Raw genomic sequence first — 26,907 nt, forward strand, 5'->3', positions numbered from 1 at the left:
ACAATCTCTTAAAAATGTTTTATGATAAAAGGCCCGAATAAGCTTGTTGATAGAGTTGGGTAATATCCTCAAGTGTTGCTAAACGAGGATTCCCACCAGTGCAGACATCATCCAAAGCTGCTTGCGCTAGAAAGGGAATATCTTCTAGCTTCATCCCAACATCGGCTAATGTTTTTGGAATACGGGTATCAATACTTAGTTGACGAACGGCAGCAACAGCGGCTTTCCTTGCTTCTTCAATAGATAAACTTTCAACATGAGAAACACCGAGAGCTTTGGCAATATCGCGGTATTTTTCCCCTGTGTACTGAGCATTCCATTCCATTACCCAAGGCAATAATATGGCATTTGCAACACCGTGAGGTGTGCTATACAAAGCGCCTAAAGGGTGAGCCATACCATGAACAAGGCCTAATCCTACATTGGAAAACCCCATTCCTGCGATGTATTGAGCTAATGCCATGTCTTCGCCACTTTGTGGGTCTCCTGTAACGGACCCTCTTAGCGCGCTACCAATAATTTCAATGGCTTTTAAGTGGAGAGCATCGGTAAGTGTCCATGCACCTAATGTGATATAGCCTTCTATCGCATGAGTTAAAGCATCCATACCAGTAGCTGCTTTTAGCGCAGGAGGCATGGCGTCCATCAGGTTAGCATCAATAATGGCAACTAATGGGATATCGTGAGGGTCAACACACACGAATTTGCGTTGTTTTTCATCATCGGTAATTACATAATTAATAGTGACTTCTGCTGCGGTCCCTGCGGTTGTTGGTATAGCAATAATAGGGATACTTGGATGCTTGGTATCAGCGCAGCCCTCTAAACTCCGTACATCCGCAAACTCAGGATTATTGATAATGATACCAATAGCTTTACTTGTATCTTGTGGTGAGCCCCCTCCAATGGCAATGAGGTAATCTGCCTCGGCATTTTTAAAGGCTTGCACTCCTCGTTTCACTTCAACAATACCAGGATTAGGAACAACTTCATCGTATATTGCATATGTACATTTTTCAGCATCAAGTAACGCAGTAATACTATTAACAATACCACATCGAACGAGTCCCGAATCAGTTACGATTAATGCTTTTTTATATCCTCTACGTTTAATTTCATGGGTGAGGTTTTTAATTGCACCACGCCCAAACCACGACGTTTCGTTTAATATCATACGTTTTGACATAATTATTTCTCTTTTATCTATTTTAGAGCAGAGTAGACCCCGCTCTAATTTAATGAGCTTTATTTTTAATAACTAATTATTTGTTTTTATTATCTAACTGATTTTATGGGTAGTACAAAAAATGATGAAGCAAATACAAATATAATTGCAGCAATAAATAAATATGAATAATCATTATTAAATGTGTTTAATAGCCATGCTGATAATATAGGGCTAAATGATTGTGGTAATACAGTTGCAATTGTTAATATTCCCATATCTTTCCCTGCTTGCTTTCCACCGCCAGGTAAGACCTGTGTCATTAAGGCCATATCAATGGAAGTATAAGCACCATAACCTAAACCTAAAATAGCAGCGTAAATATACATACCGATTAGGTTTGGTATTAATAATGGGATAACTAATCCTATTGCCATTAAAATACTCGATAAAAATACAAATATTTTTCTGCGTTGTAGTTTGTCAGATAAAAAGCCAGAAACTAATCCTGAAAATAATAATGTTGCTAATGTGATAACGGAAATAGTACCAATTGCATAGTTTGATTCTTGGACATTGAGACCAATATAATCTTGTAATATATATAATTGGTAAGTAACAACGCCTTGGTATCCTAAAAACATCATAAAACGTCCAAGGAAAGCCCAGCCAAAGTCAGGGTATTTACGTGGACTCACCCAAAAACTTTTAAAGAAATTTTTCCAGCTAAATGGTTCGATTTGAATGTTTTTAGAAGGTAACTCTCTATTAATTAAAACGAAAGCGAAACAACAAGCAATGATAGCAAGAGCAAAAACTAAATAGCCAAGTTGTAGGTTCCAAGCTAAATAACCCGCAAGGATGATCCCTACAGTTCCACCAGCTGTTGAACCCGCACCAACGAAACCTGAAGCAATTCCTCTATTTTCAGGTAAAAAACGGTCAGGGATGACTGTTGCAAGTGGGCCATTCATACAATTTAAAGAAACCGATGCCATTAGCCAAAATACAGCAATCCCCGCGACAGTTGTCATCATTGATATACCGAAAATGGATAAGCCTCCGATTAATGCACCTCCAACGATCCAAGGCGAACGTCGGCCCCAGCGGGAGCGCGTTCGATCCGACAGCGCACCAGCAATGGGCTGTGCAAAAATGGTAAATAGCAGGGCAGTTGTCATGACAATAGCCAAGTTATTTGCTTTATTTGCAGGGTCGATAGCGGCTACATGGTTTGGTAATAAAACAGAAATTACCCCATTGTAGAGTGCTAATAATACGAAAAAGTTACCGAATAACGATGTTAGTAATACCCATTTTCGTTTGCCTGTCACCATCAGTGATTTGGCATATTTTTCATTTGGTGGATAATCTTTTGAATTATCCACAGTAGGTAGAGAGTTTATACTTTCAGACATGCTTATTTCCTCATTATTTTTAAAATTAGTTAAGGTCTTGAAATAAACGGCATCTTGCAGTTAATCGCGAGTTATTCTGTTAATGAGATTGAATAAACACGATGAGCATTGCCATACCATATGGCCTGTTGCTCCAAAATCGGAAATGATGCCAATATATGTTCAATACAGCGTTTCCATTGAGCGTAACCTCCAGCGAGATTGACCACTGGCCAGTCACCACCGAATAAGCAACGCTGTGTACCAAATGCATTTAGAGCATGTAAAACATAGGGTTTTAAGTCGCTTACACTCCAATTTTTCCAGTCTGCTTCAGTAGGAAGACCTGAAATTTTGCACCATAAATTGGGGTATTTAGCGAGATCAGATATATTTTTTTGCCATACTGTGAGCTTTTTATTGGCAATATCGGGTTTCCCCATATGATCCAAAATAACTCGAGCTTCTGGCATTTGTTCAAATAGCCAATCAAGTAAAGAGCAAAGTGCAGGGAGCTGGCTTGCTCTAACGCACATGTCTAGAGTGAATCCAGCTTTGGCTGCTGCGAGTAATCCTTCCTTATAATTAGAGTCATGAAATAATGATTCAGGTTCGTTCTGTAATGATCGCCTGACACCGACAACACGATTGAGTTGCTTAAGTTGCTTCAAATAAGGAATAACATCTTCACCTTGTTCTAAAGCAGCCCAAGCGACAATTCCCACGATTGGAAATGTGGCTGTATTTGCTAATTGGTTTATCCAATGTACTTCATCGATTCCTTGTGTAGGTTGGCAATCAGCCTGAACAACGATAGCGCCAGATATACCTTCAACTTCACTCGATAAATGTGATGGAAGCTGAGGCATATTCAGTGCAGGAAGTTCTCTCAACCAAGGATAATCGAGCAGCTGAGGATCCCAAAAATGAAGATGACTATCTAAGCAATTCATTTTTTGCTTTTCCTCCACTGCCTGGCAATATATCCCACCCAATATTAAGTACAGGGGCTATACGCGTTTCTATTTCGGTGTAAATTTGTGGATCGAGAGGAGTTTTACTCCAAGCGATATTTTCTAGCATGTTTTCTTCACTAGAGGTTCCTATCACAGTAGAAGCGATGCCATTTTCTAATGCGGTTGAAATAGCAAACTGGATAGCAATACGGGACAAGTTTTCCCCATGCTCTTCGCAAAACTTAGCCAATTCCTTGCAAGTATCCTGTACTGTTTCATGTGCAGGATGCCAAGTTGGAGCACCAATATGAGTGAGTAAGCCCATACCAAGTGGAGAAGCATTAAGTACACCAATCCCAGCTTGTTTAAGCCGTTTTGCGACAGCGCCTAAGCGCCGATCTTGCAATGTCCAAGTGCAATATGCCATTACGGTATCAACGTGTTCTTCGATGGCGAGTTGCTCAATAAAATCTAAGCAATAGCCTGTAATACCAATATGACGAACAACACCTTGTTGCTTTAACTCACGTAAAGTAGGTAAGGCTTCTTCTTTTATTTGTTTTAAATCACCATACTCCACATCATGACATTGAATAATATCAATATAATCGGTGCCTAATCTCGCAAGGCTCTCTTCGACACTGCGTAAAGTGGCTGAACGTGAAAAATCCCATTGACTATCACCATAGCGGCCAACCTTTGTCGCCATGGTATAGTTTTCTCTCGGAATCCCTTGTAGTGCTTGACCTAGTGCTTTCTCTGCGGTTGTTAACCCGTAATAGGGAGCAACATCAAAATAATTCACGCCATTTTTTAGAGCGGCAGCAACGGTTTCATTCGCTTGTTGTTGTGAAACTGGGCGATAAATACTTCCCAGTGAAGCGGCTCCCATTGCTAGGATAGGAACTTGAATTCCAGTATTCCCCAATGCGACTGTTTTCATTGAGATTTCCTTCGTAAAGATAAATTCGGATTAGTTGCAGAAGATAATGAAAGATGCAATCCTGCTTGCTCAGGTCTAACGTGAGGCCCCTGAGGAATTGTCCACTGTGCTTGCTGCTGATGGCGTAAAATTTCAGCTTCATCAACTTCAATACCCAGTCCCGGTTTTTCGCCAAGCCAAATTCCACCATCATTAATTTTCTGATCAACGGTAAGGCCGATCGGAAAATTGAGATCTTGGACTTCACAAGTGAGGTGGTTGGTGATCGCAGCCGCTGCATGAGCAACAGGATTACAGTTATAACTTACAGGGCTAATTGGTAATCCCCATGCATGAGCTAGATTGGCAACCCGTAGAAAGTGGCTAATTCCCCAACACATTCCTGTTTGTAAGATATCAACAGCATTTTCTCGTAATAGGGGGAGGAATTGCTCTAGCCCAGTTAAATTTTCGCCTGTAGCGACGGCAGCAGAAATTTGTTTGCGGATCATTGAATGGCCATTGGCATCCCAGCGCCTAACTGGCTCTTCAATCCATGCAAGGTCAATATGTTTTTCTAATTGTTTGACATAGCGGATAGCATGTTTAACATTCATCGCTTCATTGACATCTATCATAATGACCGGGGATGAACTATTTTTGAGGTAAAGCTCTCTTACAGCCATAATACGTTCAATATCGGTTTCAATATCTAAGCCGGCTTTAATTTTGACCGCGCTGAAACCTCGGTCAACAAAACGTTGATGTAAAGCAAGAAGTTCTTCCATGTCTAGTGGATAATCGAGCCCGGAAGCATAACCCGGTACGAAAGGTGATCTCGCGCCTAGCAGCCGCCATAGGGGTTCACCCGCAATCTTGGCCTTGATATCCCAAAGAGCCATATCAATAACACCAATGGCACCGAAAGTGTTGCCTTGATGGCTGCTTTTGAAAACCCATGATTGCATACGGTCGTATAGTGCGTTGACTGCTCGAGGATCTTCTCCTTCAATAGCAGGAAAAACACGTTCAATATCAGTATGTCCACCGATACCAATCCCACAATAACCGCTATCTGTTTCTAGAATAAGCACAGGAACTTCGGTAATACCCGATTCAATAATCCCATTAACATCGCCTATGGGTCGCTGCCAATTATGTTGTGTTGTTAATGTTTTCCAACCTGTAATTTTCATGCTATTTCACCTTCGGTGTCGATGAGCGCTTTGTTGCTTTCATGTCTATGACCATACGACCTTGGATCGTACCTTGTTGCATTTCTTCAAAAATATCGTTAATTTCGTCAAGAGCTCTTGCTTGTACAATGGGGGTTATCTTCCCACTTAATGCATGGCCAAAAGCTTCCGCTAAATCTTGTCGGGTACCGACTAAGCTCCCAATAATTTCAATTCCATCAAGTACAGTTTTAACAATATTTAATTCGAGCTCACCTTTAGGTACAGCAACGCACACCACTTTACCGTTTGCTCGAACACTATTAACGGCTTGGCTAAATGCGGATTGTGCAACAGCGACTACAACAGCGGCATAGGCTCCACCCGTTAGGTTATGAATAGTGGCGGCAACATCATGTTTTGTAGCATTAATCGTAATTTCAGCACCGCTTTGTTTAGCAAGCTCTAATTTGTCATCTTGTATATCAATAGAAATGACTCTTGCATTGAATACATGGCGGGCATATTGAATGGCTAAATTTCCAAGTCCACCTGCACCCCAAATTGCTATCCACTGACCGGCTTGTATTTTAGATACTTTTATTGCTTTGTAAGTTGTGACCCCAGCACAGGTAATACTACTGGCAACCATAGGATCTAAGCCTTGCGGTACTTTTACTGCGTAGTTTGCTTTAACAATACATTGTTCTGCCATTGCACCATCGACGCTATAGCCTGCATTTTTTACTTGGCGACAAAATGTTTCACGTCCTGAAACACAATATTCACAAACTCCGCACCCTTCGTAAAACCAAGCTACGCTGACTCTGTCACCAATACGTAGGTGGTTTACATCATCAGCAATAGCACGAATGATACCGACACCTTCATGACCAAGAATACGACCGGGTACTTCGCCGAAATCACCTTGTAAAACATGTAAATCAGTATGACAAACACCACAATATTCAATATCAACCAGCGCTTCTCCTGACTTGAGAGCCCTTAATTGAATCTGCTTGATTTCAACTTTGCCTAAATGGCGTGGGCTAACGACAGCCGCTTTCATGATGATTTTCCTTATAAATATTTATATTAATTCAGGGATTTGGTGATTTGTAATACGTTGACGGCGTTCAACATACGCAGGTAGTGCTTGAACTCCAGATTCATCCGTAAACCATGCAAAAGGATCTGTGCTTGCGACTAATGCAAAATTTGCCCATGGATTAAATGAACCAGAACGAATAATAACTTTGGCTTTATAAGCTATTTCATCACAGAGCTGTTCATGACTTGCTGAGAAAAACTCTGCACCAGAACCGGTATAAACATCCTGAATATCACGATAAAGTTGTGGATGATGGTTTTTTACTTCGGGGGCAAAATGAACAGCTTCAACAAAAATTTCTTTACGTAAAACATTTAATATTTCAATGACATCAATTGTTCCAGGCCAAAAACCAAGATCAATACGGTGGGCTTGAGCAGGGATAGGAAAACCCGCATCAGTTACCAACACAATATCGGTATGACCAAGAGTCGCTAGAGCAGCAGCTAATTCAGGATGTAAAATTCTGTCGGGTCTCATCGTTATGCCTCTTTTTGTTTAGATGTTTGAATAAAGGATTCAACGGTTTTTCGGTTGGCATAAGAAGGAACAGTTTCCCATTTTGTACAACATAAGGCAGCGGTGGCGTTGGCAAAGTAGACCGCTTCAGAAATAGGTATTCCTTCACTAAGTGCAACAGCAAGTGCGGCATTAAAGCTATCACCGGCACCATTGCTATCAACAACATCAACAGTACAAGGTGGGACTTCAATCGTTTCATTCTGGCTAAATACGGCGGAGCCAGCGTCACCGAGAGTCATGACTATATAGCGACAACCTGTTTTAAGTAATAAGTCAGCAATTTCACGATTGCTACGTTGGTCATCAGGTGCAAGCCCAAGAGCAACTCGAGCTTCTGTTTCATTAGGGGTTAAATAGTCAACTGCACTTAAATCGAGATGGCGTAAGTCATGAGCAGGAGCGGGATTAAATATAGTAATTTTATCCATTTCTTTTGCTGCACGTAGGCCATATAAGGCACTTTCTAAAGGGATTTCAAGTTGAGCTAATACCACATGGTTTTGCTTCATAATAGGTAATGCCGCATCAATTTTTTCTGGGCTAAATAATTTATTTGCCCCCATGTCGACGACAATAATATTCAGTGCGTTTTTATCTTTAATAATTAAACCAGCTCCGGTCGGGAGTTCTTTTGTTATTGATAAAGATTGAATATCAATGTGTTCTTCTTTCATTAACGAAATAAATTCATGACCAAAAGTATCATCACCTACCACACCGCTGTAGCAAACTTTAGCGCCTAATCGTGCAGCTTGTACTGCCATGTCAGAGCCTTTTCCTCCCCATGTTTGACGAAAATCTTGACCAATTAGTGTTTCTCCAGCGAGAGGTATGCGTTCAGTGGTCATCACTAATGCTTTTGCATAACTACCAAGAATAAAAATACTCATATGTTTAATTCCTTGCTGAGCTAGCATCAAAGACAATAAAGGCCGTGGCAGTTAGCACACGGCATTCGTAACTTAATAGGCGTTAATATCACCTGTTAAGCCTTTGACCAGTTCTGGCCCTGAGCTTGTTCCAACAAGTTCGGCACCCGCTTCAAACATGGCTTTCATTTTTTCTATCGTATTTACTTTACCAGAGACTTTAACGCGACAAGGCGCTTGAATATTAGCTTTGAGAAGTCGGACATCCTCTACTGTGGCAGCACATCCCCCTTTGCCCCAGCCACTAGATTGTTTTACCCAATCAATACCTGCTTGATATGCATATTGAGTCGCCTTGATCTTCATTGCTTCTTCAGTAATAAAACCAAATTCGAGCATCGCTTTAACTTTCATGCCTAAGTCATGAGCCACATGGGTCACTTCTTTTAACTCATTGAAATAAAGCTCATCTTCACCGCCAAGTAAAAAACCAGGGTTTGGTGGAAAATCAAATTCGTCCGCGCCTTCTTTTGCTAGTTCACGTACAACAGCGACTTTCATCGCTGTTGTATCATTGGCTTGTGGAAAGTTAACTGTTGTTGCAACACGAATTCCGCTCCCTTTTAATACATCTTTTGCAACAGAAACCCAGCATGGTGCGATCATGGCTGCATCAAACTGGTATTGCATACAAATTTCTAAATGTTTTATTAACTCACTACGAGTGAGATCTGGGTTTACATTAGTAAACTGAATTGCTTTGGCGACCTGGCGAGGATCGTTAAAATCAATCATTTATTACTCCTAATTAATGGTAAATAGCCTATGTGGTTGTCGGTACAGCATTACTCTAGCCGTAGCAATTTTTTTGTGTGATAGCTGAAATTCCCTGTCTTATGGATAAAATTTTCATGTGTTTGAAGTTGTGATAGGGGTCAAATATTACTCAGATACAAACTACGATTTGGTGATAAAAGAAAAATTAAGGTGTTATTGTTGTCAGTAGATAGGGGTATTTTACCGTGCTGAGGTACTCAAATTGACAAGTGAAAAACGTACACATCAGGTTATTTCGAGTCGATATCGTGAATCAGATGATTTTTCTACCTTGATGAATTATAGAGTATTAAGGGGAGGCCATTTAATTGCATTTCCTGACTTTCACGTGCAGAGGCACTCTGTTGCAGGACATGAATTGCTTTTTTGTTTAAGAGGAAAGGGAAACATTAAATTGGAAGGTAAAGAATATGTGGTTAAGGCGAATCAATTAGCCTGGATCCCAGTTCAATTACCACACGAGCATTTCCCTGATAAAGAAGATCCTTGGGAGATTCTCTGGGTGAGAATAGATGGTGGAAAACTCAATAATATCATGAATATACTTGATATTACACATAAGCCAATTTTTCAGTTTGAGCAACCAGAAAAAGTGACTGAAATTTATCACCATATATTTTTAACAATGCAAGGACATACACTGTTAGCGGATGCACGATGCGATACATTATGTGCACAAATGATTTATATTTTGATGGAAAACCGAAGTTTTGAAGTGGCTAAATCGCCTGTTATTATGCATCGTGGTTTAGGACGATTAATTTATCAAATTCATAGCCATTATAGTGATGATTGGGATATCGAAAAATTTATGCACTATTGTCAGGTGAGTAAATCACAATTATTTCGGTTATTTAATTCGACCTTTAATCAAAGCCCGCTAAGGTGGCTAAAAAATTATCGGCTCGCTCAAGTAAGGCGCTTACTGGTGGAAACTGAAGAAAGTATTAGCCATATAGCGTGGCAGATTGGCTACAATGATCCTCTTCACTTTTCTCGGGATTTTCACGCTGCAACAGGAATGTCTCCTTCTAAATTTCGCCAACAAGAGCGTGAAAATAATATTTAAATATATTTTAGCGTGTTTTACAGAGGTACAACAATATTTATCAAGATGATAAAATGTGGTGAGATACGTTAGAGCTAGTTGAATTTTTGATTGGCGATAATAGCCAGTACTTAACAGGGCAAACATTGGTCTTAGATGGTGGCCTAACTGCGTAATGGATTGTTTTAATTACGGTTAGCAGAACAAATATTCACTCGATAATTTATATTTTATATTTCCCCTTAAACGTTTTAGTCAATTTTCGTTTAAGGGGATTTTTATGTGTTTAAACAGCCTTATTTAAGGTGACTTATTCGGCTGCTGTATGGTTTTTATATAGTGGTGTGTGGGTGGTAAAGAGCTGTAATATGACACCAAGCAGTGCGCAGGCAGCCATGGCAAAGAAGGTATAAATATAACCTAAAGAGCTATTCCAGCCTCCACCAAGATTAATTAACCAGCCCATTAATAACGGCGATATGGCACCACCAATGAACATGGATGTGGTGATAATACCATTTGCAGTAGAAATGGATTGGTCATTGGCATTATCAGATGCCATAGCGTAGTAAATTGGCCAAACGGCATTAGCCACCAAGCCGAAGAACAGCTGTATAGCGATAATTTTTGGCATTGACGTTGCGAAGTAAAATAAAGCGATACCAATGCTCATCCATAAACCGCAAATAATTAAGGTTCTTTTTCGACCTAATATGTCTGATAGCCAAGGCCAAACAATTTGCCCGAGTACACCCGTTAATGTGAAGATGATGCTCAGTCCTGCTGAAGCGGCTAAAGATAATCCAGAGACATGATATAAATAGGAAGGCAATACCATGCTGATCCCCATATAAACAATCTGAGTTAATAATGTGTTCCCTGCTGTTAGTGCTATATTTCTATTTTTTAATGTGGCGAGAAAAATTTTAACACCTTGGCCTTTTTGTACTTGGGTACTACTACTTTCTGCGGGTTTGGTCATGCCTGATTTTTCAATATGTTCATATAATATTGAAATTCGTGCCGCGGTTGAATATTTAGCCCAAAAAATCATAATAGGTAGCGCGACCACGAGTGGTATAAAGAAGCTATATCGCCAGTTTGCTTCCCCAAATTCAGATATAATAAAACTTGCTACAACGCCACTTAATAAAGCCCCGATGGGATATCCAGTATGGTGCACACCGAGAGCAAAACCTCTTTTTTCTTTCGGCCACCATTCTGCCGTATTACTTACTCCAACCGGCTCACCCCAACCTGCGCCAAGATTCACACCAAACCGTAATAGGATAAAATAGGTTAAGTTATGGCTAATGGCTTTAAAACCAGAAATAAATGAAATAGCGGTATAACCTAATACTAAAGGAACTTGAAAACGAGCACGTTTCCAGCCCGAACCATATCGATCACTGAGAACTGAACCGGGTATATCTAAAATAGCGAGAGCTATCATAATAATAGCAACAATATTCCCCCACTCTTCAGGGCTTAAATTAAATTCCTGAGAAATAACAGGGCCTAGTCTTAATATCATTTCTCTGTCATAAGCATTTAATAACCAAATAAGCCAGCAAACAAATAATGAGACCCACGAGAAACGATGTATTTTTTTAAATGATATTTTATTATTTGAAGCATTATTTTTAATCATAATTGCAGCTCTTTTATAAGTATAATAATTTGAGAACCAGAGATATTCGCTTGTGATTTAAACGTTATTTAACCCCCAAATCGTTTTTCAGGAATACCGGTTACACCAAGATTATGTATAGAGAAGACACTTCCGCGTAACTGGCCATCTTCAGGAAAGCGAGGTAATGGTGGTCTTGCCATTGATGTGACATATAAAATATCTAAGTTTTCACCACCAAAAGCGACGCTGGTGACTTTCTTAACAGGCATTTCGATAATTCTGTCAATCTCGCCAGAAGGGCTATATCGAACGATTTTTCCTGCATAAACAAGGGCATTCCAAAGATAGCCTTCACTGTCAACGGTCGCACCATCAGCAGCTCCACCCGATGAGGTGTTAACGGTACAGAATGTTTGGCGATTACTGATATTGCCTGTTAAGCCGTCATAATCATATTTCCATATTTCACCTGTCCATGTATCAGCGAAATAGAAAGTATCGCCTTTAGGCGACCAGCAAGGCGCATTAGAGACAATAATATTTTGTTCAATTTTATGTAGGGAATAGTCCGTATCTAGGCGATATAACGCACCTGACGGGGTCTCTTCTTGCATATCCATCGAACCGACAACAAAGCGTCCTTGTCTATCTACTTTCCCATCATTAAATCGATTATGAGATTTATCACTTTCAGGTGAGTGTATAAGGCTTGTTTCACCCGTTGCAAAATCAAGAAGATGAATTCCTTTTTCGAGCGCAACGATTGCGGAGTTTCCATCTTTACATAGAGCCATTGAACCTATTTTCTGCCTAACATCCCAGCTTTTAATTTCAGTTCCACGTTCTGTGCAGGAAAATACGCGACCATCTAAGCTGTCAATCCAATATAAGCGTTGCTGTTGAATATCCCAAACAGGGCCTTCTCCTAAATTATTCTTCAAATCTAATAATACGTTTATTTTCATTTTTACAGTCCTATTAATAATATCGATTGGTTAGAAGGAATGTATCTAATTAATTTAGATACGATGTGATATATATGATTGGCTATTGGTTAGAGGTAATCCTAATAGTAGGGAAGTACTATTAAAAAAATGTGAAGATAGCTGTGTTTATTGTACGGCCAATTGTTAATTTATTTGTTCATTTGCACAATAGAAACGAATGGCGAAATTTATTAATATAAAAAATATTTATTAAATAAAAAGGCTTTAAAATAGTTAAATCAACTCAACTTAAGAAATAATCTCACTATATTTATTTTAATTAAATTAATTTTTAATGATATAAACTGGAATGGTTTTATTTTCAATGTTATTTAATGATTGCTAATAGATAAAAACCATACTTTTTGTGTTGGATTGTTGATCGCGCACAATGCCCTACTGAGCCCTAACGATAAAATGGTCATTGAAAGTAGATAAATGAATTAAAGATAAAAATAAATTTCAAAAAGCCATTTTAAAACGCTGAAGCAATGTTAAGTGAGGCAGATTATGAGTAAAGCATTATCTGAGGGAATACTCCAATCGGGGATCAGCCGCAGGAAGCTAATGCAAACCAGTACCGTCGGGGGACTCGCACTTGCAAGTGGAGCGCTAAGTTTACCTTTTAATAGTGTTGCTGATACCAGTGAAACAGCACCCAAAACAGCCATACCTGAAGAAAAAATAGTTTGGAGCGCATGTACCGTTAACTGTGGGAGTCGCTGCCCACTGCGTATGCATATTGTTGATGGTGAAATAAAATATGTCGAAACCGACAATACCGGTGATGATGTTTACGGCAATAAGCACCAAGTTAAAGCCTGTTTACGTGGGCGTTCAATGCGCCGCCGTGTCTATAACCCTGACCGCTTGAAATACCCGATGCTGCGCGTTGGGGCGCGTGGTGAAGGTAAATTCAAACAAATTAGTTGGGAAGAAGCCTACGATTTGATTAGCGACAATCTAAAACGGATTATTGCCGATTATGGTAATGAAGCGGTGTACTTGAACTATGGAACAGGCACATTAGGCGGTACCGTCGCACGCTCATGGCCGCCAGCGAATTCCCCAATCGCCCGCTTGATGAACTGCATGGGCGGCTATTTAAATCATTATGGTACCTATAGTACAGCACAAATTAGCTGTGCGATGCCTTATACCTATGGTAGCGGGGCGGGGAATAGCGTTTCCGATATCGAAAACTCAAAATTAGTGGTGCTATTTGGGAATAACCCCGCAGAAACGCGTATGAGCGGTGGTGGCATTACTTACCAATTGGAACAAGCCCGTGAGCGCTCCAATGCACGAATGATCGTGATCGACCCACGTTATACTGACACCGCAGCGGGACGTGAAGATGAGTGGATCCCGATCCGCCCAGGAACAGATGCTGCACTAGTCGCGGGGCTCGCCCATGTGCTGATCACAGAAAATATGGTTGACCAACCTTTCTTAGATAAATACTGCGTGGGCTATGATGAAAAAACGCTTCCCGCTGATGCCCCGAAAAACAGCCACTACAAGGCGTATATTTTAGGCCAAGGGGATGATGGTGTCGAAAAAACGCCACAATGGGCTGCGCAAATCACCGGTATCCCTGCGGATAAAATTATTAAATTAGCGCGTGAAATCGGTTCCGCAAAACCAGCTTATATTAGCCAAGGTTGGGGGCCACAACGCCATTCGAACGGCGAGCAAACTGCGCGTGCGATTGCGATGTTACCGATTTTAACGGGTAATGTGGGTATCAATGGGGGAAATACGGGGGCTCGTGAAGGGAACTATGACATTCCATTTGAGCGGATGCCAACGTTAGAGAACCCAGTTAAAGCGAGTATTTCCGTATTCTTATGGACGGATGCTATTGAACGCGGCCCAGAAATGACCGCAACTCACGATGGGGTTAGAGGCAAAGATAAACTGGATGTGCCGATTAAGTTTATTTGGAACTACGCCAGTAACAGTTTAATCAATCAACACTCTGATATTAATAAAACGCATGACATTCTTCAGGATGATAAAAAATGCGAAATGATAGTGGTGATTGATAACCATATGACCGCCTCTGCGAAATATGCAGATTTAGTTCTGCCTGATTGCACTGCTTCTGAGCAAATGGATTTTTGCTTGGATGGTGCCGCCAGTAATATGGGGTATGTGATTTTCGCTAGCCAAGCCATTGAACCACGTTTTGAGAGCAAAACGGTGTATGAAATGTGTACACAAATCGCACGCCGTATGGGGGTTGAAGAGAAATTTACCGAAGGGCGAACCCAAGAAGAGTGGTTACGCCATTTGTATGAAATCTCACGACAAAAGTTACCTGAGCTACCTGATTTTGAGACATTCCAGCAGCAAGGGATTTACAAAAAAATGAACCCACAAGGGCATGTCGTGGCACACAAAGCTTTCCGCGAAGACCCAATTGCGAACCCATTAAATACCCCGTCAGGCAAGATTGAGATCTATTCATCACAATTAGCGGATATCGCGAAAACATGGACCCTCGCAGAGGGCGATTTGATATCAGCACTTCCAATGTATTCTCCAGGCTTTGAAAGCCATGATGATCAGCTCACCGAAAAATATCCACTGCAATTGAGTGGCTTCCACTATAAATCGCGCGTTCACTCCACCTACGGCAACATTGATGTGCTTAAGGCTGCTTGTTTACAAGAGATGTGGATCAACCCTATTGATGCAAAACGTCGCAATATTAAAGATGGCGACATAGTGCGTATTTACAACGATAGAGGGGAAGTGCAGATCGCTGCCAAAGTGACCCCACGCATCATTCCTGGGGTTGTGGCCATGGGGGAAGGGGCTTGGTACGCGCCTGATGAAAACAAGGTGGACCATGGTGGAAGCCTAAACGTCCTGACGACTCAGCGCCCGTCACCGTTAGCGAAAGGTAATCCACAACACAGTAATTTAGTTGAAGTGGCAAGGGTATAGGGAGATAAATCATGACAACACAATATGGTTTTTATATTGATTCTGCGCGCTGCACAGGATGTAAAACGTGTGAATTAGCGTGTAAGGATTACAAAAATTTATCTCCTGCTGTGAATTTTAGACGCATTTATGAATATGCAGGGGGAGATTGGCAAGAAGATAACGGCGTGTGGCATCAAAACGTATTTAGTTATTATTTGTCGATTTCATGCAACCACTGTGAAGACCCTGCTTGTGTCAAAGTGTGCCCAAGTGGCGCGATGCACAAACGTGAAGATGGCTTTGTCGTTGTGGATGAAAGCGTCTGTATTGGTTGCCGCTATTGCCATATGGCGTGCCCATACGGTGCGCCGCAATTTGATAGCGAAAAAGGGCATATGACCAAGTGCGATGGTTGCTATGAACGTGTTGCGGTTGGCAAAAAACCAATTTGTGCTGAGTCTTGCCCACTGCGTGCATTAGACTTTGGCCCTATTGAAGAGTTACGTGAAAAACATGGCAATTTGGCAGAGATTGCGCCATTACCTGAAGCGCACTATACCAAGCCTAATATTGTCATTAAACCCAATGCCAATAGTCGTCCTGTCAATGATACGACAGGCCATTTAGCCAATCCTCGGGAGGTATAACATGGGCAATGGATTACACGAATGGCCGCTCATTTTATTTACAGTATTAGGCCAAAGTATTGCAGGTGGCGTGATTGTGACAGGGCTTGCCTGGTTATCGACAGATGATAAATCACAAAAACAGCGCATTGTGAATGCAATGTTGGCGTTATGGGTGTTGATGGGCTTAGGCTTTCTCGCATCCATGATGCATATGGGTTCACCGATGCGTGCATTTAACTCGATGAACCGTGTGTTTGCGTCATCATTAAGTAACGAAGTGCTGTTTGGCTCCATTTTCTTTGCCTTGGGTGGCCTATGGTGGCTGTTATCTGCAATGAAAAAAATGCCAACAGGGTTGGACAAAGTGTGGTTAATCATCACCATGCTGATGGGGCTGTTATTTGTTTGGGCAATGACTCGAGTTTATATGATAAGCACGGTGCCAACATGGAATACGCCACATACCACCATCGGCTTCTTTATGACCCTGTTTGTTGTTGGGCCAATTTTAGGCACTCTACTATTACGAGTGGCTAAATTTCCGTTTAATAGTGGTAAATTAGCCCTTATTAGTGTTATCGCTTATATTGTGACTATCGCGTCAGTTTTACTGCAAAGCGGAGAAATCGCGCTAATTGCCACTTCTGTACAAAAAGCCGTAGATTTAGTCCCTGACTTCGGTGTTTTACAAGTGATACGCATCGTGGTGACCAGTCTTGGGTTACTGCTATGGATTTTGCCTATTGTACGACAAAATCAGCCTTCGGTTTTGAGTTTACTGCTAGGCACCGTATTGGTACTGGTTGGTGAATTTATTGGTCGTGGGCTATTCTATGGTTTACATATGACAGTCGGCATGGCTGTGGCTTAATTGGTAAACCTTTCAGCGCAGGAGCTGGTCTCCCTGCGCTGATAACTTCAGAGACAATCAATATGCAAGAAGCGCACTTTCTTGAGCACGTGGCAGTGACAGGCCGGGTTCTGGGATCTTTATTTTATTTCTCACCAGAAAATGAAAACAATGCAGAGATTATTGCGATTTTACAAGAGCCAACTTGGCATGAAGAATGGCCATTTGCTTTACCTTCCTTAGCGAAAATTAGCCAACTTTTGCAATCCAGCACTCAGGAAAACGAACCACTCAGTGAAGCATGGCAGCGCTTGTTTATCGGGCCTTATGCTTTACCCGCGCCTCCTTGGGGCTCAGTCTGGCTAGACAAAGAAAAGATTGTTTTTGGTGATTCAACCGTTGAGCTGCGCCAATGGATGCGGAATAAAGGTGTTGAGCCAGTGACAACACAAAAAGAGCCTGAAGACCATTTTGGGTTGATTTTGATGTTAGCGGCTTGGCTGGCTGAGCAAAATCGCAGAGCGGATTTAGAAGAGTTGCTCGCTTGGCACTTATTACCTTGGTCGGCACATTTTCTCGAAGTATTGATAGATTCGGCTAACAGCGATTTTTACCGTGCATTAGCAATATTGGCAAAAGAAACATTGGATGGATATCAACAACAGTTAACATTGCCTGTATTAGAGAAAGTGGTGTTTTACAAAGATACGTTATAAATAAAAATAGCACCGCTATTATTTGCGCGGTGCTATTGGTTTTTCATATCAATCAGATATTGATATTTACTGTTGTGACCCACTTTGTTGCATATACGGTGTATACACACCCGTTAAGCTTTCAAGAAAGGCAACAATGTCGTCGACATCTTTTTGTGGCAGTTCTTTACCCACTTGATAGCGCAGCATCAGTTTTACTGCTTCATCTAAGGTGGCGACATCCCCACGGTGGAAATACGGTGCGGTTAGCTCAACATTACGTAACGTTGGCACTTTTTGGCGTAATTTATCACGCTCATCAGAGGTGACATTCATGCGACCAATATCTTGAGCAGTGATTTCACCGAACTCATAGTCTTTTTTCAAGCCCAGAGGTTCGAAGGAACGACCACCTAAGATCACGCCCCCATGGCAGGTTGCGCATTTGTTCTCTTTAAACAACTGATAACCATGGAGCTGTTGCGCGGTTAATGCCGTTTTGTCACCTCTCAACCAATTATCAAACGGAGAGTCCGGGGTGATTAAGGTTTTTTCGAACTCGGCAATCGCATCAGTGATGGTGTCACCCGTAAACCCTTCTGGGTAAACGGCATTGAAATCTTGTTTTAAGACGGGGTCTTTATCCAGTTTTTCAATGATTTCATCCCATGATTTTGATGCCATTTCGATAGGGTTTAATGGTGGGCCACCGGCTTGAGCTTGTAAGTCAGGCGCTCTACCATCCCAAAATTGCTCGACATTAAATACGGAGTTAAACACCGTTGGCGCATTGATTGGACCCACGGCGCCACCAACCCCAATTGACGTTTTACGGCCATCAACACCACCTGCATTGAGTGCGTGGCAGTGTGCACAAGAGATCGTGCTATCCCCTGACAGGCGCGCATCATGATACAAACGGAAACCTAATGCGACTTTTGCATCATCGACATCCAGTGATTTTGGAATTGGTTGAATTGGTTCGTTGCGGTGCTCAGCAGCGGTATCTTGGCTGGCATAGTGCTCTTCCCGCTGTTTAGCTATCCAATTCAATAGGTTATCACGTTCTTCATCACTGACGCTACTGGCCCAATGCAGTGCAACATAACGCGTTGGTGGCATGGTGTGGTTCTGCATAACCCACTCAATTTTATTTAATTCACTTTGCGGTACAGGTTCTCCTGCGATGAGTGCAGCGCGAGCGGCCTCGAGGTTGAATGATTTATAACCTAGCTGAATATCGTACTCCATCAGTTGTTTAGCAATGGGGAATGATGCGTAGGCAGGTAAATCAGTTGACGGCGTGTGACAGTAATCGCATCCTTTTTCAGCAAAGAATTTTAGGACTTGATTATTTTCTGCAATTTTAGATGTCTGAATGTCATTATTTTCTCTTCGTTGATTATCGTGATACCACACATATCCAGATAACCCAAAATAACCGAGTAAAAGCAAAAATATGACAGCGACCGTAATGCGAGTAAGTTTTTTCATTACACTATCCTTGAAAGATTGCGGTCAAATATATTTAAATATTTTTTAATTAATATAATTCTACAGCCGGACTATGATGGATAAATAAGCCTGAGAGGTTCTTGATTTTTATCAATGATGGCCATCGGTTTAAGCGATTGCTGAAATAAGATTTACCTATCAATGTAAAAAACATTAAAATATAAAAACCGAAATTAATTTATATCAAATTGATTATGTTGGTTATTATCATTTTTTTTGCTGTTTTAAAATATTTTTATTCCAATTTAATCAGCGGGTATTTATAAATGATGACTTATTTATTTTTAAAATAAATTGAGTAAATCTAATCGAAAATTTTAAGTTTTTAATTGTTGCAGACTAAATGCATATTATAGAATTAAGAAAAATATAAATTATTTAAGGGGCATGTTGCGGAAAAAGAAGAGAAAATGTATTGATATATTTAGGTGATTTATCAGGAAGGATATTGGGGGAGAGTAAATATCCCCCAATTGGAATTAACTATTTAGTCAGTTTATGGCCAATAAGATAGATAATAGATGATGAAACTAAGCCTGCAACAACGACGGAGAGTTCAGGCGCATACGAATTGACAATGAGGGCAATTCCTGAGGCGAATATCCAAGAGATAAAGGCTAAAGGTTGCCAGTTTTTTGATTCATCATTTTTTCGTTTTAACACTAATTGGTCCATAATGATAATCGCGGCGATTGGGGGGACGATTAACCCAAGTAAATTTAACCAAGTTTGGAATGCATTCCAAATACCGGTAACTGCGACAAGAATACCGATAATACCCAATATGATCGTTAAGGTTCTCATTTTACCTTTAGTAATATGAGACCAACCTACTGCACCGTTGTATAAACAATGCGTACAGCCGACACCTAAGTTAACAAAAACAAAGATGATGGCTAATATGGAGAGCAATGGGCTAGCATTTGCGAGAATGGTAATAAAATCGCCGCCTGTGACTTCCGGGTGTAATACAACGCCTGTCGCAACAATAATTGCGCCAATAACTTCAGCAAAAAATTTGGAGATAGGAAATGCGGTGAAAGCGGCTAAGAAACCCTGTTTACCATTTTTTGCCCAGCGAGTGAAATCGGCGGTCATAGTACCTGAGTCGGTAAATGTCGAGAAAATCATGGTAACCGCGACACCGAATGAGAGGGCTCCAGCCCCAACAACCGGTTGATAATTGATAATATCGGATGAACCGCTTTGCATCGCAATAACAACGGAAATAACACCAAGAATTACGTACATAGGGGCTGCAATATAACCTAAAATTGCTAAGGCTTTAATACCAATAAAGGTGGCACCTACATACAATACTCCCCCTAAAACGGTCATGAGCAATAAATTTTGTCCAAATGACCGAAACATCGTGTCACCAGTTAGGCCGACCATGAGAGCAAACCAGCCTATCACGACAGTTGCAAGTAAGCCTGAAACCGCAATATATCCACGGCGCCCAAATGTTTTTTTAGCAGAGATAGCGAAGTTTTCACCCGTTTTTCCGGCTAAATAACTGAGTGAGCCAATTACTAGGCACAGTAGTAAATTCCCAACTAAGATGGCGGTGACCCCCATTTTAAAACCGAGCATTGCGGTGACAACGCCACCAATAACAGCGCTGGTTAAGACTAAAGGGAAGCTATACCAAACAGCAGACACGGATGCAAAGCTTTTGCGATGTTCAATAGGGACAGGGACATGTTCATATTCTGAGTCAAGTAAGGTAGGTTTATTCTCATTATTTGTCATATTAGGTGAACCTCATTTAAATAAAATTAACTGGCGTACCTATAAAAATAAAAAATATATTTTTATGAATTTTTTATTGATGTCATATTATTTATTAAAGAAAATAATATTGATGAATAATAAATGGATTAATCATCATTTATAAAATAATACTTCTATAAATAGATTGGTGTTTTTATTACTATTTGTGGTGGGTCAAGCATATCAATAGTTGTTGGGTAATAAAATCCATTTAAAAACAATTCATTAATGATGCATTGATTGTTGAGTTGCTTTCAATAAAGGCTATATTCTGTGACAGATAACGTGCTAATTAGCAAATTAATGTTATTTTTCGATGATATTAAAACCCTAAATTATAATTTATTTTTTGTTGTGAAAATAATAATCGCTTATCTGTGATTTATATCAAAATCAATGTTGGTTAATTGTTATTTTATTGTTTATTTTAAGTGTTTAATTAAGTGATATAACTCTACTATTAATAATGAGAAGATGGAGGGAAATGAGAAATAATTGCTATCTAACCACCAAAAGCCAATATTGTATCAGTATTTAGATATAGGGAATAAATGCAAAAAAAAGCACAATGTAAGTGTTTGCTAACTTACTTGTGCTTTTATCACTAATGATACATATAAAAATCTATTAACTAACTTATATCACTCGCATTGTGGCGTTCGCGTACTTGCTGTGTGGGGTCACCTTGTAGGCGATTAACACGGCGGCCGCGCTGTACGGCTGGGCGTGCATAGACTTCATCAGCCCAACGAATGACATGTTTATATTCATGGACAGATAAAAACTCAGCGGCATCATAAAGCCAACCTTTCACTAATGCACCGTACCACGGCCAGATGGCGATATCAGCGATGCTGTAGTGGTCTCCTGCAACATATTTGTGTTCTGCTAAACGTTTATCTAACACATCTAATTGACGCTTGGTTTCCATTGCAAAACGGTTAATCGGGTATTCAAATTTTTCAGGCGCATAGGCATAAAAATGGCCAAAACCGCCACCTGCAAAAGGCGCTGAGCCCATTTGCCAAAATAGCCAAGATAAGGTTTCAGCACGTTCTGGTTGAGTTACGGGTAAAAAAGCGGAAAATTTTTCAGCTAAATAGGTCAGAATCGAACCCGATTCAAATACTCGGATAGGTTCTTTGCCACTTCTATCAACTAATGCAGGGATTTTTGAGTTAGGGTTGATTTCAACAAAGCCGGAACTGAATTGGTCACCTTCACCAATATTAATGAGCCAAGCGTCGTATTCAGCCTCTTTAATGCCAAGGGCTAACAGCTCCTCTAACATGATAGTGACTTTTTGTCCGTTGGGAGTTCCTAATGAATATAGCTGTAGTGGGTGCTTACCTATAGGTAAAGGTTTTTCGTGAGTTGCACCAGAAATTGGGCGATTAATATTGGCGAATTTTCCGCCATTCCCTTGCTCCCATTGCCAGACTTTAGGTGGAACATAAGGGGTGTTTGCCATGAGTTAACTCCTTAACCATTTTTAAAGGTGGCGATTGCTTTTTCATCAGTTCTTTCATTATGACTGTCTCTCACTGTAGCAATCTCCAGTGAATTCACCACTCTTTTTACCTTATTGGATGTGGTGAGAGGGCTAAATAGCACAGAGTGCAAGAGCAGATAGAGAATAAACGAGTTTGCGAAGTATTAGCCCCGAACTCTCTGTGTCTCTGAGTTATTGTTTATACGCACAATGGAAAACGAGTTTTTCATAGGAATTTCTGTGTCTTTTGGATGGTTTGGTAATAACAAAAGGTAAATATGTTTATTTGCCATAAAAAATAGGGTGTGAAATGAGGCCAAAATAAAAAAACGTTAACAAATGGGTTGTGCAGATCACTAATTCAAATAAAAAAAGGGTGTGAATAATTTGTGAAGATTGGCACTAATTTATCGGAGTGTATTTTATACATTGATAGCATATCAGTCATATTCAGCAGTATCGGAGTGTGTCCATGCTTGTGCCAAATTCAAACATCTACCAAAGCTTATTACAGAGAGCAAAAGTGCAGCCAGACGCTGTTGCCATTGTATTTGAAGAGCAAAGTTGGAGTTATCACCAATTACTTGTGAAAGTAAACCAAACAATGTTGTGGCTAACAACCACCGTGCAGTTGAAAAAAGGTGACCGGATTGTACTTGGCTGGGGAAATACGATTGAATTTTGCCAATTATTTTATGCCGCGGTAGGTCTTGGGATTCAGGTAATTCCCTTGAGTACCAAAATGAAAGAGTTTGAAGGTAAAGAGCATCTATCTTGTATTAATGCGGATGCTGTTTTTTGGGATGATACATATCAACCATGGTTGGCACAACTCAGTGAAAAAGGAGTTAGCCTTTCTCAGTGGAATAATATAACCCTTACTGATGAAATTAATTTTATTAACCAAGTTAATGAAGAAGACCCAGCGGTGGTGATATTCACTTCGGGCACAACGGGAGCGCCGAAAGGTGCGGTGATCACGCACAAGAATATATTATCTGCCGTATATGCCTATCAGGAAACGTTAAAGTTAACTGAGCACGATAAAACAATTTTGGCTGTACCGATTTATCATATTACGGGGCTCTCCGCTATTTTGGCATTATTTATTCATATAGGTGGTACAATCTATCTTCAGAAGAAATTTAATGCGAAAGATATTATTTCAACAATTGCGAAAGAAAAAATAACATTCTTACATGGTTCGCCAACGGTATTTATATTATTAATTCAAAAAATAAAAGAAAATAAAATTATTAATTTGGAACGATTTAATTCATTAAAAAAAATTGCTTGTGGAGCTGGTCATTTAAATGAAGGTACCATTAAAGAGCTTTCTTATATATTTGCCAAAACATCCATTCATTCTGTTTATGGTTTGACGGAGACATCATCACCAGCCACGGTATTTCGAGATGATATCCGCTATAGTGATAAGAAAGCGAGCTCAGGCACACCGATTCCTGGGTTAGAAGTGGCCATACGTGATGATAAAGGTGAAGATAAACCCGCTAACACGACAGGTAATATTTGGGTAAAAGGGGATGTTGTTATCCAACGTTATTGGCCTGATAGCCCTGCAAATACGACATCATTTAACGATGGTTGGTTTTTCACAGGGGATATTGGTTATAGGAATGATGATGGTTTTCTTTATATCCAAGACCGAATTAAAGATATGATTAACCGTGGTGGGGAAAAAATATATTCTATTGAAATCGAAGATTTAATTTCTAATTACCCAGGTGTTAATGAGGTTGCTGTCATCCCAATTGAAAGCACCATTTATGGCGAAGAACCCATTGCATTTATTATCCCTGAGAATCAAGTATGTTTAACCAGTAAAGAAATTATTGAATGGTTAAAAGATAGGGTGCCAACGTATAAAGTTCCAGTAAGAATTATATTTACACGTAATTTTCCTAGAACATGGAATGGTAAAATAAGTAAGAAAGATTTGAAATTACGATATTACTCTTTAAATAACTAAAGTCTAAATTAGTTTTTAATTAATCAAAAGGGGCTATGAAATATTAGCCTTCAGGTAGGTTTTATCATGAATAATAAATTTATTTCTAAACAAGATGCCGCTAAATTAATTAATAATGGCGATACGATTTGTACTGTGGGAATGACATTAACCAGCGCTGCTGAATCTATTTTATCAGCAATTGAACAACGCTTTTTATCCGAGGGCGCGCCAAATCAACTCACTCTCGTTCATGCGGCAGGGCAATGTAACCGTATTCGAGGGAATCAACACTTTGCCCACGAAGGGATGGTAAAACGGATCATTGGTTCTCATTGGGGGCTAGCGCCTCGATGGATGCAAATGATTAATGATAACCAAGTCGAAGCGTATTGCCTCCCACAAGGGCAAATGGTGCACTTGTATGGTGCAATGGCTGCGGGTTTACCGGGGCGTTTATCCAAAGTGGGGTTAGGGACATTCATCGATCCTGATCTTGAAGGCGGTAGGATGAACGCGAAAACGTTGGCACTTCCTCCTTTAGTTGAAAAAGTGAATTTTAAAGGGGAGGAATGGTTATGGTACCCAGAAATTCCTTTAGATGTCGTGGTGATCAGAGGAACTCACGCTGATAGTAAAGGTAACCTCACCACCGATGAAGAAGCGATGACGTTAGAAGTCTTACATGCGGTACTGGCGGCTAAACGCTTTGGCGGCAAAGTGATTGCACAAGTGAAGTATTGCGTTGAAGAAGGGACTCTACATCCCAAGCGTGTCACTGTTCCTGCAAGCTTTATTGACCACATTGTCGTGTGCGATAACCCTGAAGAAGATCATCGCCAATCCTCTAGCTGGTTCTTTGACCCAACTCTATGCGGTGATATTCGCACCCCTGTCCAACAAACTACGCCATTACCTTTGGATATTCGCAAATTGATTGGGCGAATTGCATGCCGTTATCTATATGAAAACTGTGTGATTAACTTAGGAACGGGTATTCCAAACGATGTTATCGGCTCCATTATTCAGGAAGAAAATGCAACTAAGCGCGTTGATATCACCGTGGAGTCAGGGATTTGGGGCGGCGTCCAAGCTGGCGGTATTGATTTTGGCATAGGCCGTAACCTATCAGCGATGATTAGTCACCAAGACCAAATGTTGTACTACAACGGTGCAGGCGTTGATATCACGTATATGGGGGCAGGGGAAATGGATGCCAGTGGCCATGTCAATGCGACTTTGTTAGGCAATATTTGCCCGGGTGCGGGTGGGTTTATTGATATTACCCAAAATGCGCGACACGTGGTGTTTTGCTCAACGTTTACCGCAAAAGGGTTAGATATTCGTTGTGAAAATGGACAGTTAAAGATTGTGCGGGAAGGGGATATTAGAAAGTTAGTTAACCAAGTACGACAAATTTCATGGAATGCGGATGTCGCGCGAAATATCAACCAAACCATGCATTTTGTCACGGAACGTGCAGTGTTCACTTTAGGGGGGGAAACCCCAGTATTGGTTGAAATTGCCCCCGGTGTTGACCTAGAACGTGACATTCTTGCCCATATGGACTTTGTCCCCGAAATTTCTCCTGATTTGAAGGTGATGTCTTCTTCATTATTTGAAGAAGCCCCCTTTGGTCTGGTTTCGTATTTGTAGTTTCAATATTAAAGAGGAATTTATCCATGTTAGTACAAGATAAAGTCGCCATTGTGACAGGCTCTGCAAGAGGTATTGGTTTTGCTATTGCTCAGGTACTTGCAGAAGAAGGGGCAAAAGTTGTTATTTCTGATTTAGCCATGTCATCAGGTGAAGAAAGTGCAAAACAGCTACAAGAGCAAGGCCATCAAGCCATTTTCATTCCTTGCGACATTGCTAAACGTGAAGAGGTGAATGCCTTATTTTCTAAAGCATTAGCACATTTTGGGGCGATTGATGTACTGGTGAACAATGCAGGGATCAACCGCGATGGCATGCTGCATAAATTAACGGAAGATGATTGGGATAAAGTCATTGATATCAATTTAAAAGGGACATTTAACTGCATGCAAGAAGCCGCAAAATTAATGCGTGAGCAAGGACATGGCCGAATTGTCAATATTTCCTCGGCCAGTTGGCTTGGGAATGTTGGGCAAGCCAACTATGCCGCGTCTAAAGCCGGGGTTATTGGTCTGACAAAAACGGCTTGCCGTGAATTAGCCCGTAAAGGTGTCACCGTAAATGCGATTTGCCCGGGATTTATTGATACCGATATGACCCGCGGTGTACCTGAAAAAGTGTGGGATATCATGATCAGCAAGATCCCTGCGGGGTTTGCTGGCGATCCGCGCGATGTAGGCCAATGTGTTGCCTTTTTAGCCTCTGATAAAGCGCGTTATATCAATGGTGAAGTGATCAATGTTGGCGGCGGAATGGTGCTATAGGGGGAA

The 26,907-nt window shown here is 40.7% G+C and carries 22 protein-coding genes; 8 read left to right on the forward strand and 14 right to left on the reverse strand.

Translation table 11 applies throughout. The features are described 5' to 3' along the window. Nucleotides 1-19: 19 nt before the first annotated feature. From fucO to deoC, 9 genes are all read right to left on the reverse strand, one after another. The gene (gene fucO, locus PSF42_RS13495) at nucleotides 20-1,186 is read right to left on the reverse strand and encodes a lactaldehyde reductase (protein WP_432807054.1); all 1,167 of its coding nucleotides are present in this window, start codon (nucleotides 1,184-1,186) and stop codon (nucleotides 20-22) included. An 89-nt stretch (nucleotides 1,187-1,275) separates the two neighbouring features. Then, complete coding sequence (locus PSF42_RS13500) at nucleotides 1,276-2,583, reverse strand: MFS transporter (protein ID WP_272680199.1); 1,308 nt, start codon at nucleotides 2,581-2,583, stop codon at nucleotides 1,276-1,278. Nucleotides 2,584-2,654: 71 nt separating this feature from the next. Continuing rightward, on the reverse strand, nucleotides 2,655-3,515 hold the full coding sequence (locus PSF42_RS13505) for an amidohydrolase family protein (RefSeq protein ID WP_272680200.1): 861 nt from the start codon (nucleotides 3,513-3,515) through the stop codon (nucleotides 2,655-2,657). Beyond that, nucleotides 3,499-4,461 (reverse strand): aldo/keto reductase, encoded by a 963-nt coding sequence (locus PSF42_RS13510; RefSeq protein WP_272680201.1) that lies wholly within the window; start codon nucleotides 4,459-4,461, stop codon nucleotides 3,499-3,501. The genes PSF42_RS13505 and PSF42_RS13510 overlap by 17 nt, the downstream gene beginning before the upstream one ends. Continuing rightward, entirely contained in the window at nucleotides 4,458-5,636 is a 1,179-nt protein-coding gene (locus PSF42_RS13515) for a mandelate racemase/muconate lactonizing enzyme family protein (RefSeq protein WP_272680202.1), read from the reverse strand. The genes PSF42_RS13510 and PSF42_RS13515 overlap by 4 nt, the downstream gene beginning before the upstream one ends. 1 nt (nucleotide 5,637) lies before the next feature. Continuing rightward, a complete protein-coding gene (gene adhP / locus PSF42_RS13520; RefSeq protein WP_272680203.1) occupies nucleotides 5,638-6,684 on the reverse strand; it encodes an alcohol dehydrogenase AdhP in 1,047 nt (348 codons plus the stop codon). A 21-nt stretch (nucleotides 6,685-6,705) separates the two neighbouring features. Further along, the gene (gene rbsD / locus PSF42_RS13525; protein WP_272680204.1) at nucleotides 6,706-7,206 is read right to left on the reverse strand and encodes a D-ribose pyranase; all 501 of its coding nucleotides are present in this window, start codon (nucleotides 7,204-7,206) and stop codon (nucleotides 6,706-6,708) included. A 2-nt stretch (nucleotides 7,207-7,208) separates the two neighbouring features. Further along, nucleotides 7,209-8,138, reverse strand: coding sequence for a ribokinase (locus PSF42_RS13530; RefSeq protein ID WP_272680205.1), 930 nt, complete (start codon nucleotides 8,136-8,138; stop codon nucleotides 7,209-7,211). A gap of 72 nt (nucleotides 8,139-8,210) precedes the next feature. Beyond that, complete coding sequence (gene deoC, locus PSF42_RS13535; RefSeq protein WP_272680206.1) at nucleotides 8,211-8,912, reverse strand: deoxyribose-phosphate aldolase; 702 nt, start codon at nucleotides 8,910-8,912, stop codon at nucleotides 8,211-8,213. Nucleotides 8,913-9,228: 316 nt separating this feature from the next. Between deoC and PSF42_RS13540 the strand changes: the two genes are divergently transcribed. Further along, complete coding sequence (locus PSF42_RS13540) at nucleotides 9,229-10,023, forward strand: AraC family transcriptional regulator (RefSeq protein ID WP_442959229.1); 795 nt, start codon at nucleotides 9,229-9,231, stop codon at nucleotides 10,021-10,023. A gap of 289 nt (nucleotides 10,024-10,312) precedes the next feature. On the opposite strand, the gene PSF42_RS13545 is transcribed toward PSF42_RS13540, so the two are convergent. Beyond that, on the reverse strand, nucleotides 10,313-11,653 hold the full coding sequence (locus PSF42_RS13545; RefSeq protein ID WP_272680208.1) for an MFS transporter: 1,341 nt from the start codon (nucleotides 11,651-11,653) through the stop codon (nucleotides 10,313-10,315). Nucleotides 11,654-11,721: 68 nt separating this feature from the next. Beyond that, nucleotides 11,722-12,600 carry an SMP-30/gluconolactonase/LRE family protein gene (locus tag PSF42_RS13550; RefSeq protein ID WP_272680209.1) on the reverse strand — a complete coding sequence of 293 codons (879 nt, stop codon included), beginning with the start codon at nucleotides 12,598-12,600 and terminating at the stop codon, nucleotides 11,722-11,724. Nucleotides 12,601-13,131: 531 nt separating this feature from the next. On the opposite strand from PSF42_RS13550, the gene PSF42_RS13555 reads away from it, so the two are divergent. From PSF42_RS13555 to dmsD, 4 genes are all read left to right on the forward strand, one after another. Next, nucleotides 13,132-15,576 carry a DMSO/selenate family reductase complex A subunit gene (locus PSF42_RS13555; protein ID WP_272680210.1) on the forward strand — a complete coding sequence of 815 codons (2,445 nt, stop codon included), beginning with the start codon at nucleotides 13,132-13,134 and terminating at the stop codon, nucleotides 15,574-15,576. A gap of 11 nt (nucleotides 15,577-15,587) precedes the next feature. Then, nucleotides 15,588-16,205, forward strand: coding sequence for a DMSO/selenate family reductase complex B subunit (locus PSF42_RS13560; RefSeq protein WP_102138125.1), 618 nt, complete (start codon nucleotides 15,588-15,590; stop codon nucleotides 16,203-16,205). A gap of 1 nt (nucleotide 16,206) precedes the next feature. Then, on the forward strand, nucleotides 16,207-17,058 hold the full coding sequence (locus PSF42_RS13565) for a DmsC/YnfH family molybdoenzyme membrane anchor subunit (RefSeq protein ID WP_248467139.1): 852 nt from the start codon (nucleotides 16,207-16,209) through the stop codon (nucleotides 17,056-17,058). Nucleotides 17,059-17,120: 62 nt separating this feature from the next. Beyond that, nucleotides 17,121-17,753, forward strand: a complete 633-nt coding sequence (dmsD, locus tag PSF42_RS13570; RefSeq protein WP_125890617.1) for a Tat proofreading chaperone DmsD — start codon at nucleotides 17,121-17,123, stop codon at nucleotides 17,751-17,753. A gap of 66 nt (nucleotides 17,754-17,819) precedes the next feature. Here dmsD and PSF42_RS13575 read toward each other — a convergent pair whose 3' ends face one another. The 3 genes from PSF42_RS13575 to yghU all read right to left on the reverse strand — a co-directional run bounded on the left by PSF42_RS13575 (nucleotide 17,820) and on the right by yghU (nucleotide 22,491). Then, nucleotides 17,820-19,226 carry a cytochrome-c peroxidase gene (locus PSF42_RS13575; RefSeq protein WP_125890616.1) on the reverse strand — a complete coding sequence of 469 codons (1,407 nt, stop codon included), beginning with the start codon at nucleotides 19,224-19,226 and terminating at the stop codon, nucleotides 17,820-17,822. A gap of 504 nt (nucleotides 19,227-19,730) precedes the next feature. Beyond that, nucleotides 19,731-20,999, reverse strand: a complete 1,269-nt coding sequence (locus PSF42_RS13580) for a cytosine permease (RefSeq protein WP_125890615.1) — start codon at nucleotides 20,997-20,999, stop codon at nucleotides 19,731-19,733. Nucleotides 21,000-21,651: 652 nt separating this feature from the next. Then, a complete protein-coding gene (gene yghU, locus PSF42_RS13585; protein ID WP_125890614.1) occupies nucleotides 21,652-22,491 on the reverse strand; it encodes a glutathione-dependent disulfide-bond oxidoreductase in 840 nt (279 codons plus the stop codon). A gap of 493 nt (nucleotides 22,492-22,984) precedes the next feature. Between yghU and PSF42_RS13590 the strand changes: the two genes are divergently transcribed. The 3 genes from PSF42_RS13590 to fabG all read left to right on the forward strand — a co-directional run bounded on the left by PSF42_RS13590 (nucleotide 22,985) and on the right by fabG (nucleotide 26,901). Next, the gene (locus tag PSF42_RS13590) at nucleotides 22,985-24,502 is read left to right on the forward strand and encodes a class I adenylate-forming enzyme family protein (protein ID WP_272680211.1); all 1,518 of its coding nucleotides are present in this window, start codon (nucleotides 22,985-22,987) and stop codon (nucleotides 24,500-24,502) included. 66 nt (nucleotides 24,503-24,568) lie between these two features. Beyond that, nucleotides 24,569-26,137: an acyl CoA:acetate/3-ketoacid CoA transferase gene (locus PSF42_RS13595; RefSeq protein WP_272680212.1), complete on the forward strand. Its 1,569-nt coding sequence runs from the start codon at nucleotides 24,569-24,571 to the stop codon at nucleotides 26,135-26,137. Nucleotides 26,138-26,163: 26 nt separating this feature from the next. Beyond that, nucleotides 26,164-26,901 carry a 3-oxoacyl-ACP reductase FabG gene (gene fabG, locus PSF42_RS13600; RefSeq protein ID WP_272680213.1) on the forward strand — a complete coding sequence of 246 codons (738 nt, stop codon included), beginning with the start codon at nucleotides 26,164-26,166 and terminating at the stop codon, nucleotides 26,899-26,901. The last annotated feature ends 6 nt before the right edge of the window (nucleotides 26,902-26,907 follow it).

This window comes from Providencia sp. PROV032, from assembly GCF_028484875.1.
Lineage (GTDB): Bacteria > Pseudomonadota > Gammaproteobacteria > Enterobacterales > Enterobacteriaceae > Providencia > Providencia rettgeri_E.

Bases quoted from the DNA above. Each gene is read 5' to 3' on its own strand.
- fucO (WP_432807054.1), bottom strand. From the start codon at position 1,186: ATGTCAAAACGTATGATATTAAACGAAACGTCGTGGTTTGGGCGTGGT.
- PSF42_RS13500 (WP_272680199.1), bottom strand. From the start codon at position 2,583: ATGTCTGAAAGTATAAACTCTCTACCTACTGTGGATAATTCAAAAGAT.
- PSF42_RS13505 (WP_272680200.1), bottom strand. From the start codon at position 3,515: ATGAATTGCTTAGATAGTCATCTTCATTTTTGGGATCCTCAGCTGCTC.
- PSF42_RS13510 (WP_272680201.1), bottom strand. From the start codon at position 4,461: ATGAAAACAGTCGCATTGGGGAATACTGGAATTCAAGTTCCTATCCTA.
- PSF42_RS13515 (WP_272680202.1), bottom strand. From the start codon at position 5,636: ATGAAAATTACAGGTTGGAAAACATTAACAACACAACATAATTGGCAG.
- adhP (WP_272680203.1), bottom strand. From the start codon at position 6,684: ATGAAAGCGGCTGTCGTTAGCCCACGCCATTTAGGCAAAGTTGAAATC.
- rbsD (WP_272680204.1), bottom strand. From the start codon at position 7,206: ATGAGACCCGACAGAATTTTACATCCTGAATTAGCTGCTGCTCTAGCG.
- PSF42_RS13530 (WP_272680205.1), bottom strand. From the start codon at position 8,138: ATGAGTATTTTTATTCTTGGTAGTTATGCAAAAGCATTAGTGATGACC.
- deoC (WP_272680206.1), bottom strand. From the start codon at position 8,912: ATGATTGATTTTAACGATCCTCGCCAGGTCGCCAAAGCAATTCAGTTT.
- PSF42_RS13540 (WP_442959229.1), top strand. From the start codon at position 9,229: ATGAATTATAGAGTATTAAGGGGAGGCCATTTAATTGCATTTCCTGAC.
- PSF42_RS13545 (WP_272680208.1), bottom strand. From the start codon at position 11,653: ATGATTAAAAATAATGCTTCAAATAATAAAATATCATTTAAAAAAATA.
- PSF42_RS13550 (WP_272680209.1), bottom strand. From the start codon at position 12,600: ATGAAAATAAACGTATTATTAGATTTGAAGAATAATTTAGGAGAAGGC.
- PSF42_RS13555 (WP_272680210.1), top strand. From the start codon at position 13,132: ATGAGTAAAGCATTATCTGAGGGAATACTCCAATCGGGGATCAGCCGC.
- PSF42_RS13560 (WP_102138125.1), top strand. From the start codon at position 15,588: ATGACAACACAATATGGTTTTTATATTGATTCTGCGCGCTGCACAGGA.
- PSF42_RS13565 (WP_248467139.1), top strand. From the start codon at position 16,207: ATGGGCAATGGATTACACGAATGGCCGCTCATTTTATTTACAGTATTA.
- dmsD (WP_125890617.1), top strand. From the start codon at position 17,121: ATGCAAGAAGCGCACTTTCTTGAGCACGTGGCAGTGACAGGCCGGGTT.
- PSF42_RS13575 (WP_125890616.1), bottom strand. From the start codon at position 19,226: ATGAAAAAACTTACTCGCATTACGGTCGCTGTCATATTTTTGCTTTTA.
- PSF42_RS13580 (WP_125890615.1), bottom strand. From the start codon at position 20,999: ATGACAAATAATGAGAATAAACCTACCTTACTTGACTCAGAATATGAA.
- yghU (WP_125890614.1), bottom strand. From the start codon at position 22,491: ATGGCAAACACCCCTTATGTTCCACCTAAAGTCTGGCAATGGGAGCAA.
- PSF42_RS13590 (WP_272680211.1), top strand. From the start codon at position 22,985: ATGCTTGTGCCAAATTCAAACATCTACCAAAGCTTATTACAGAGAGCA.
- PSF42_RS13595 (WP_272680212.1), top strand. From the start codon at position 24,569: ATGAATAATAAATTTATTTCTAAACAAGATGCCGCTAAATTAATTAAT.
- fabG (WP_272680213.1), top strand. From the start codon at position 26,164: ATGTTAGTACAAGATAAAGTCGCCATTGTGACAGGCTCTGCAAGAGGT.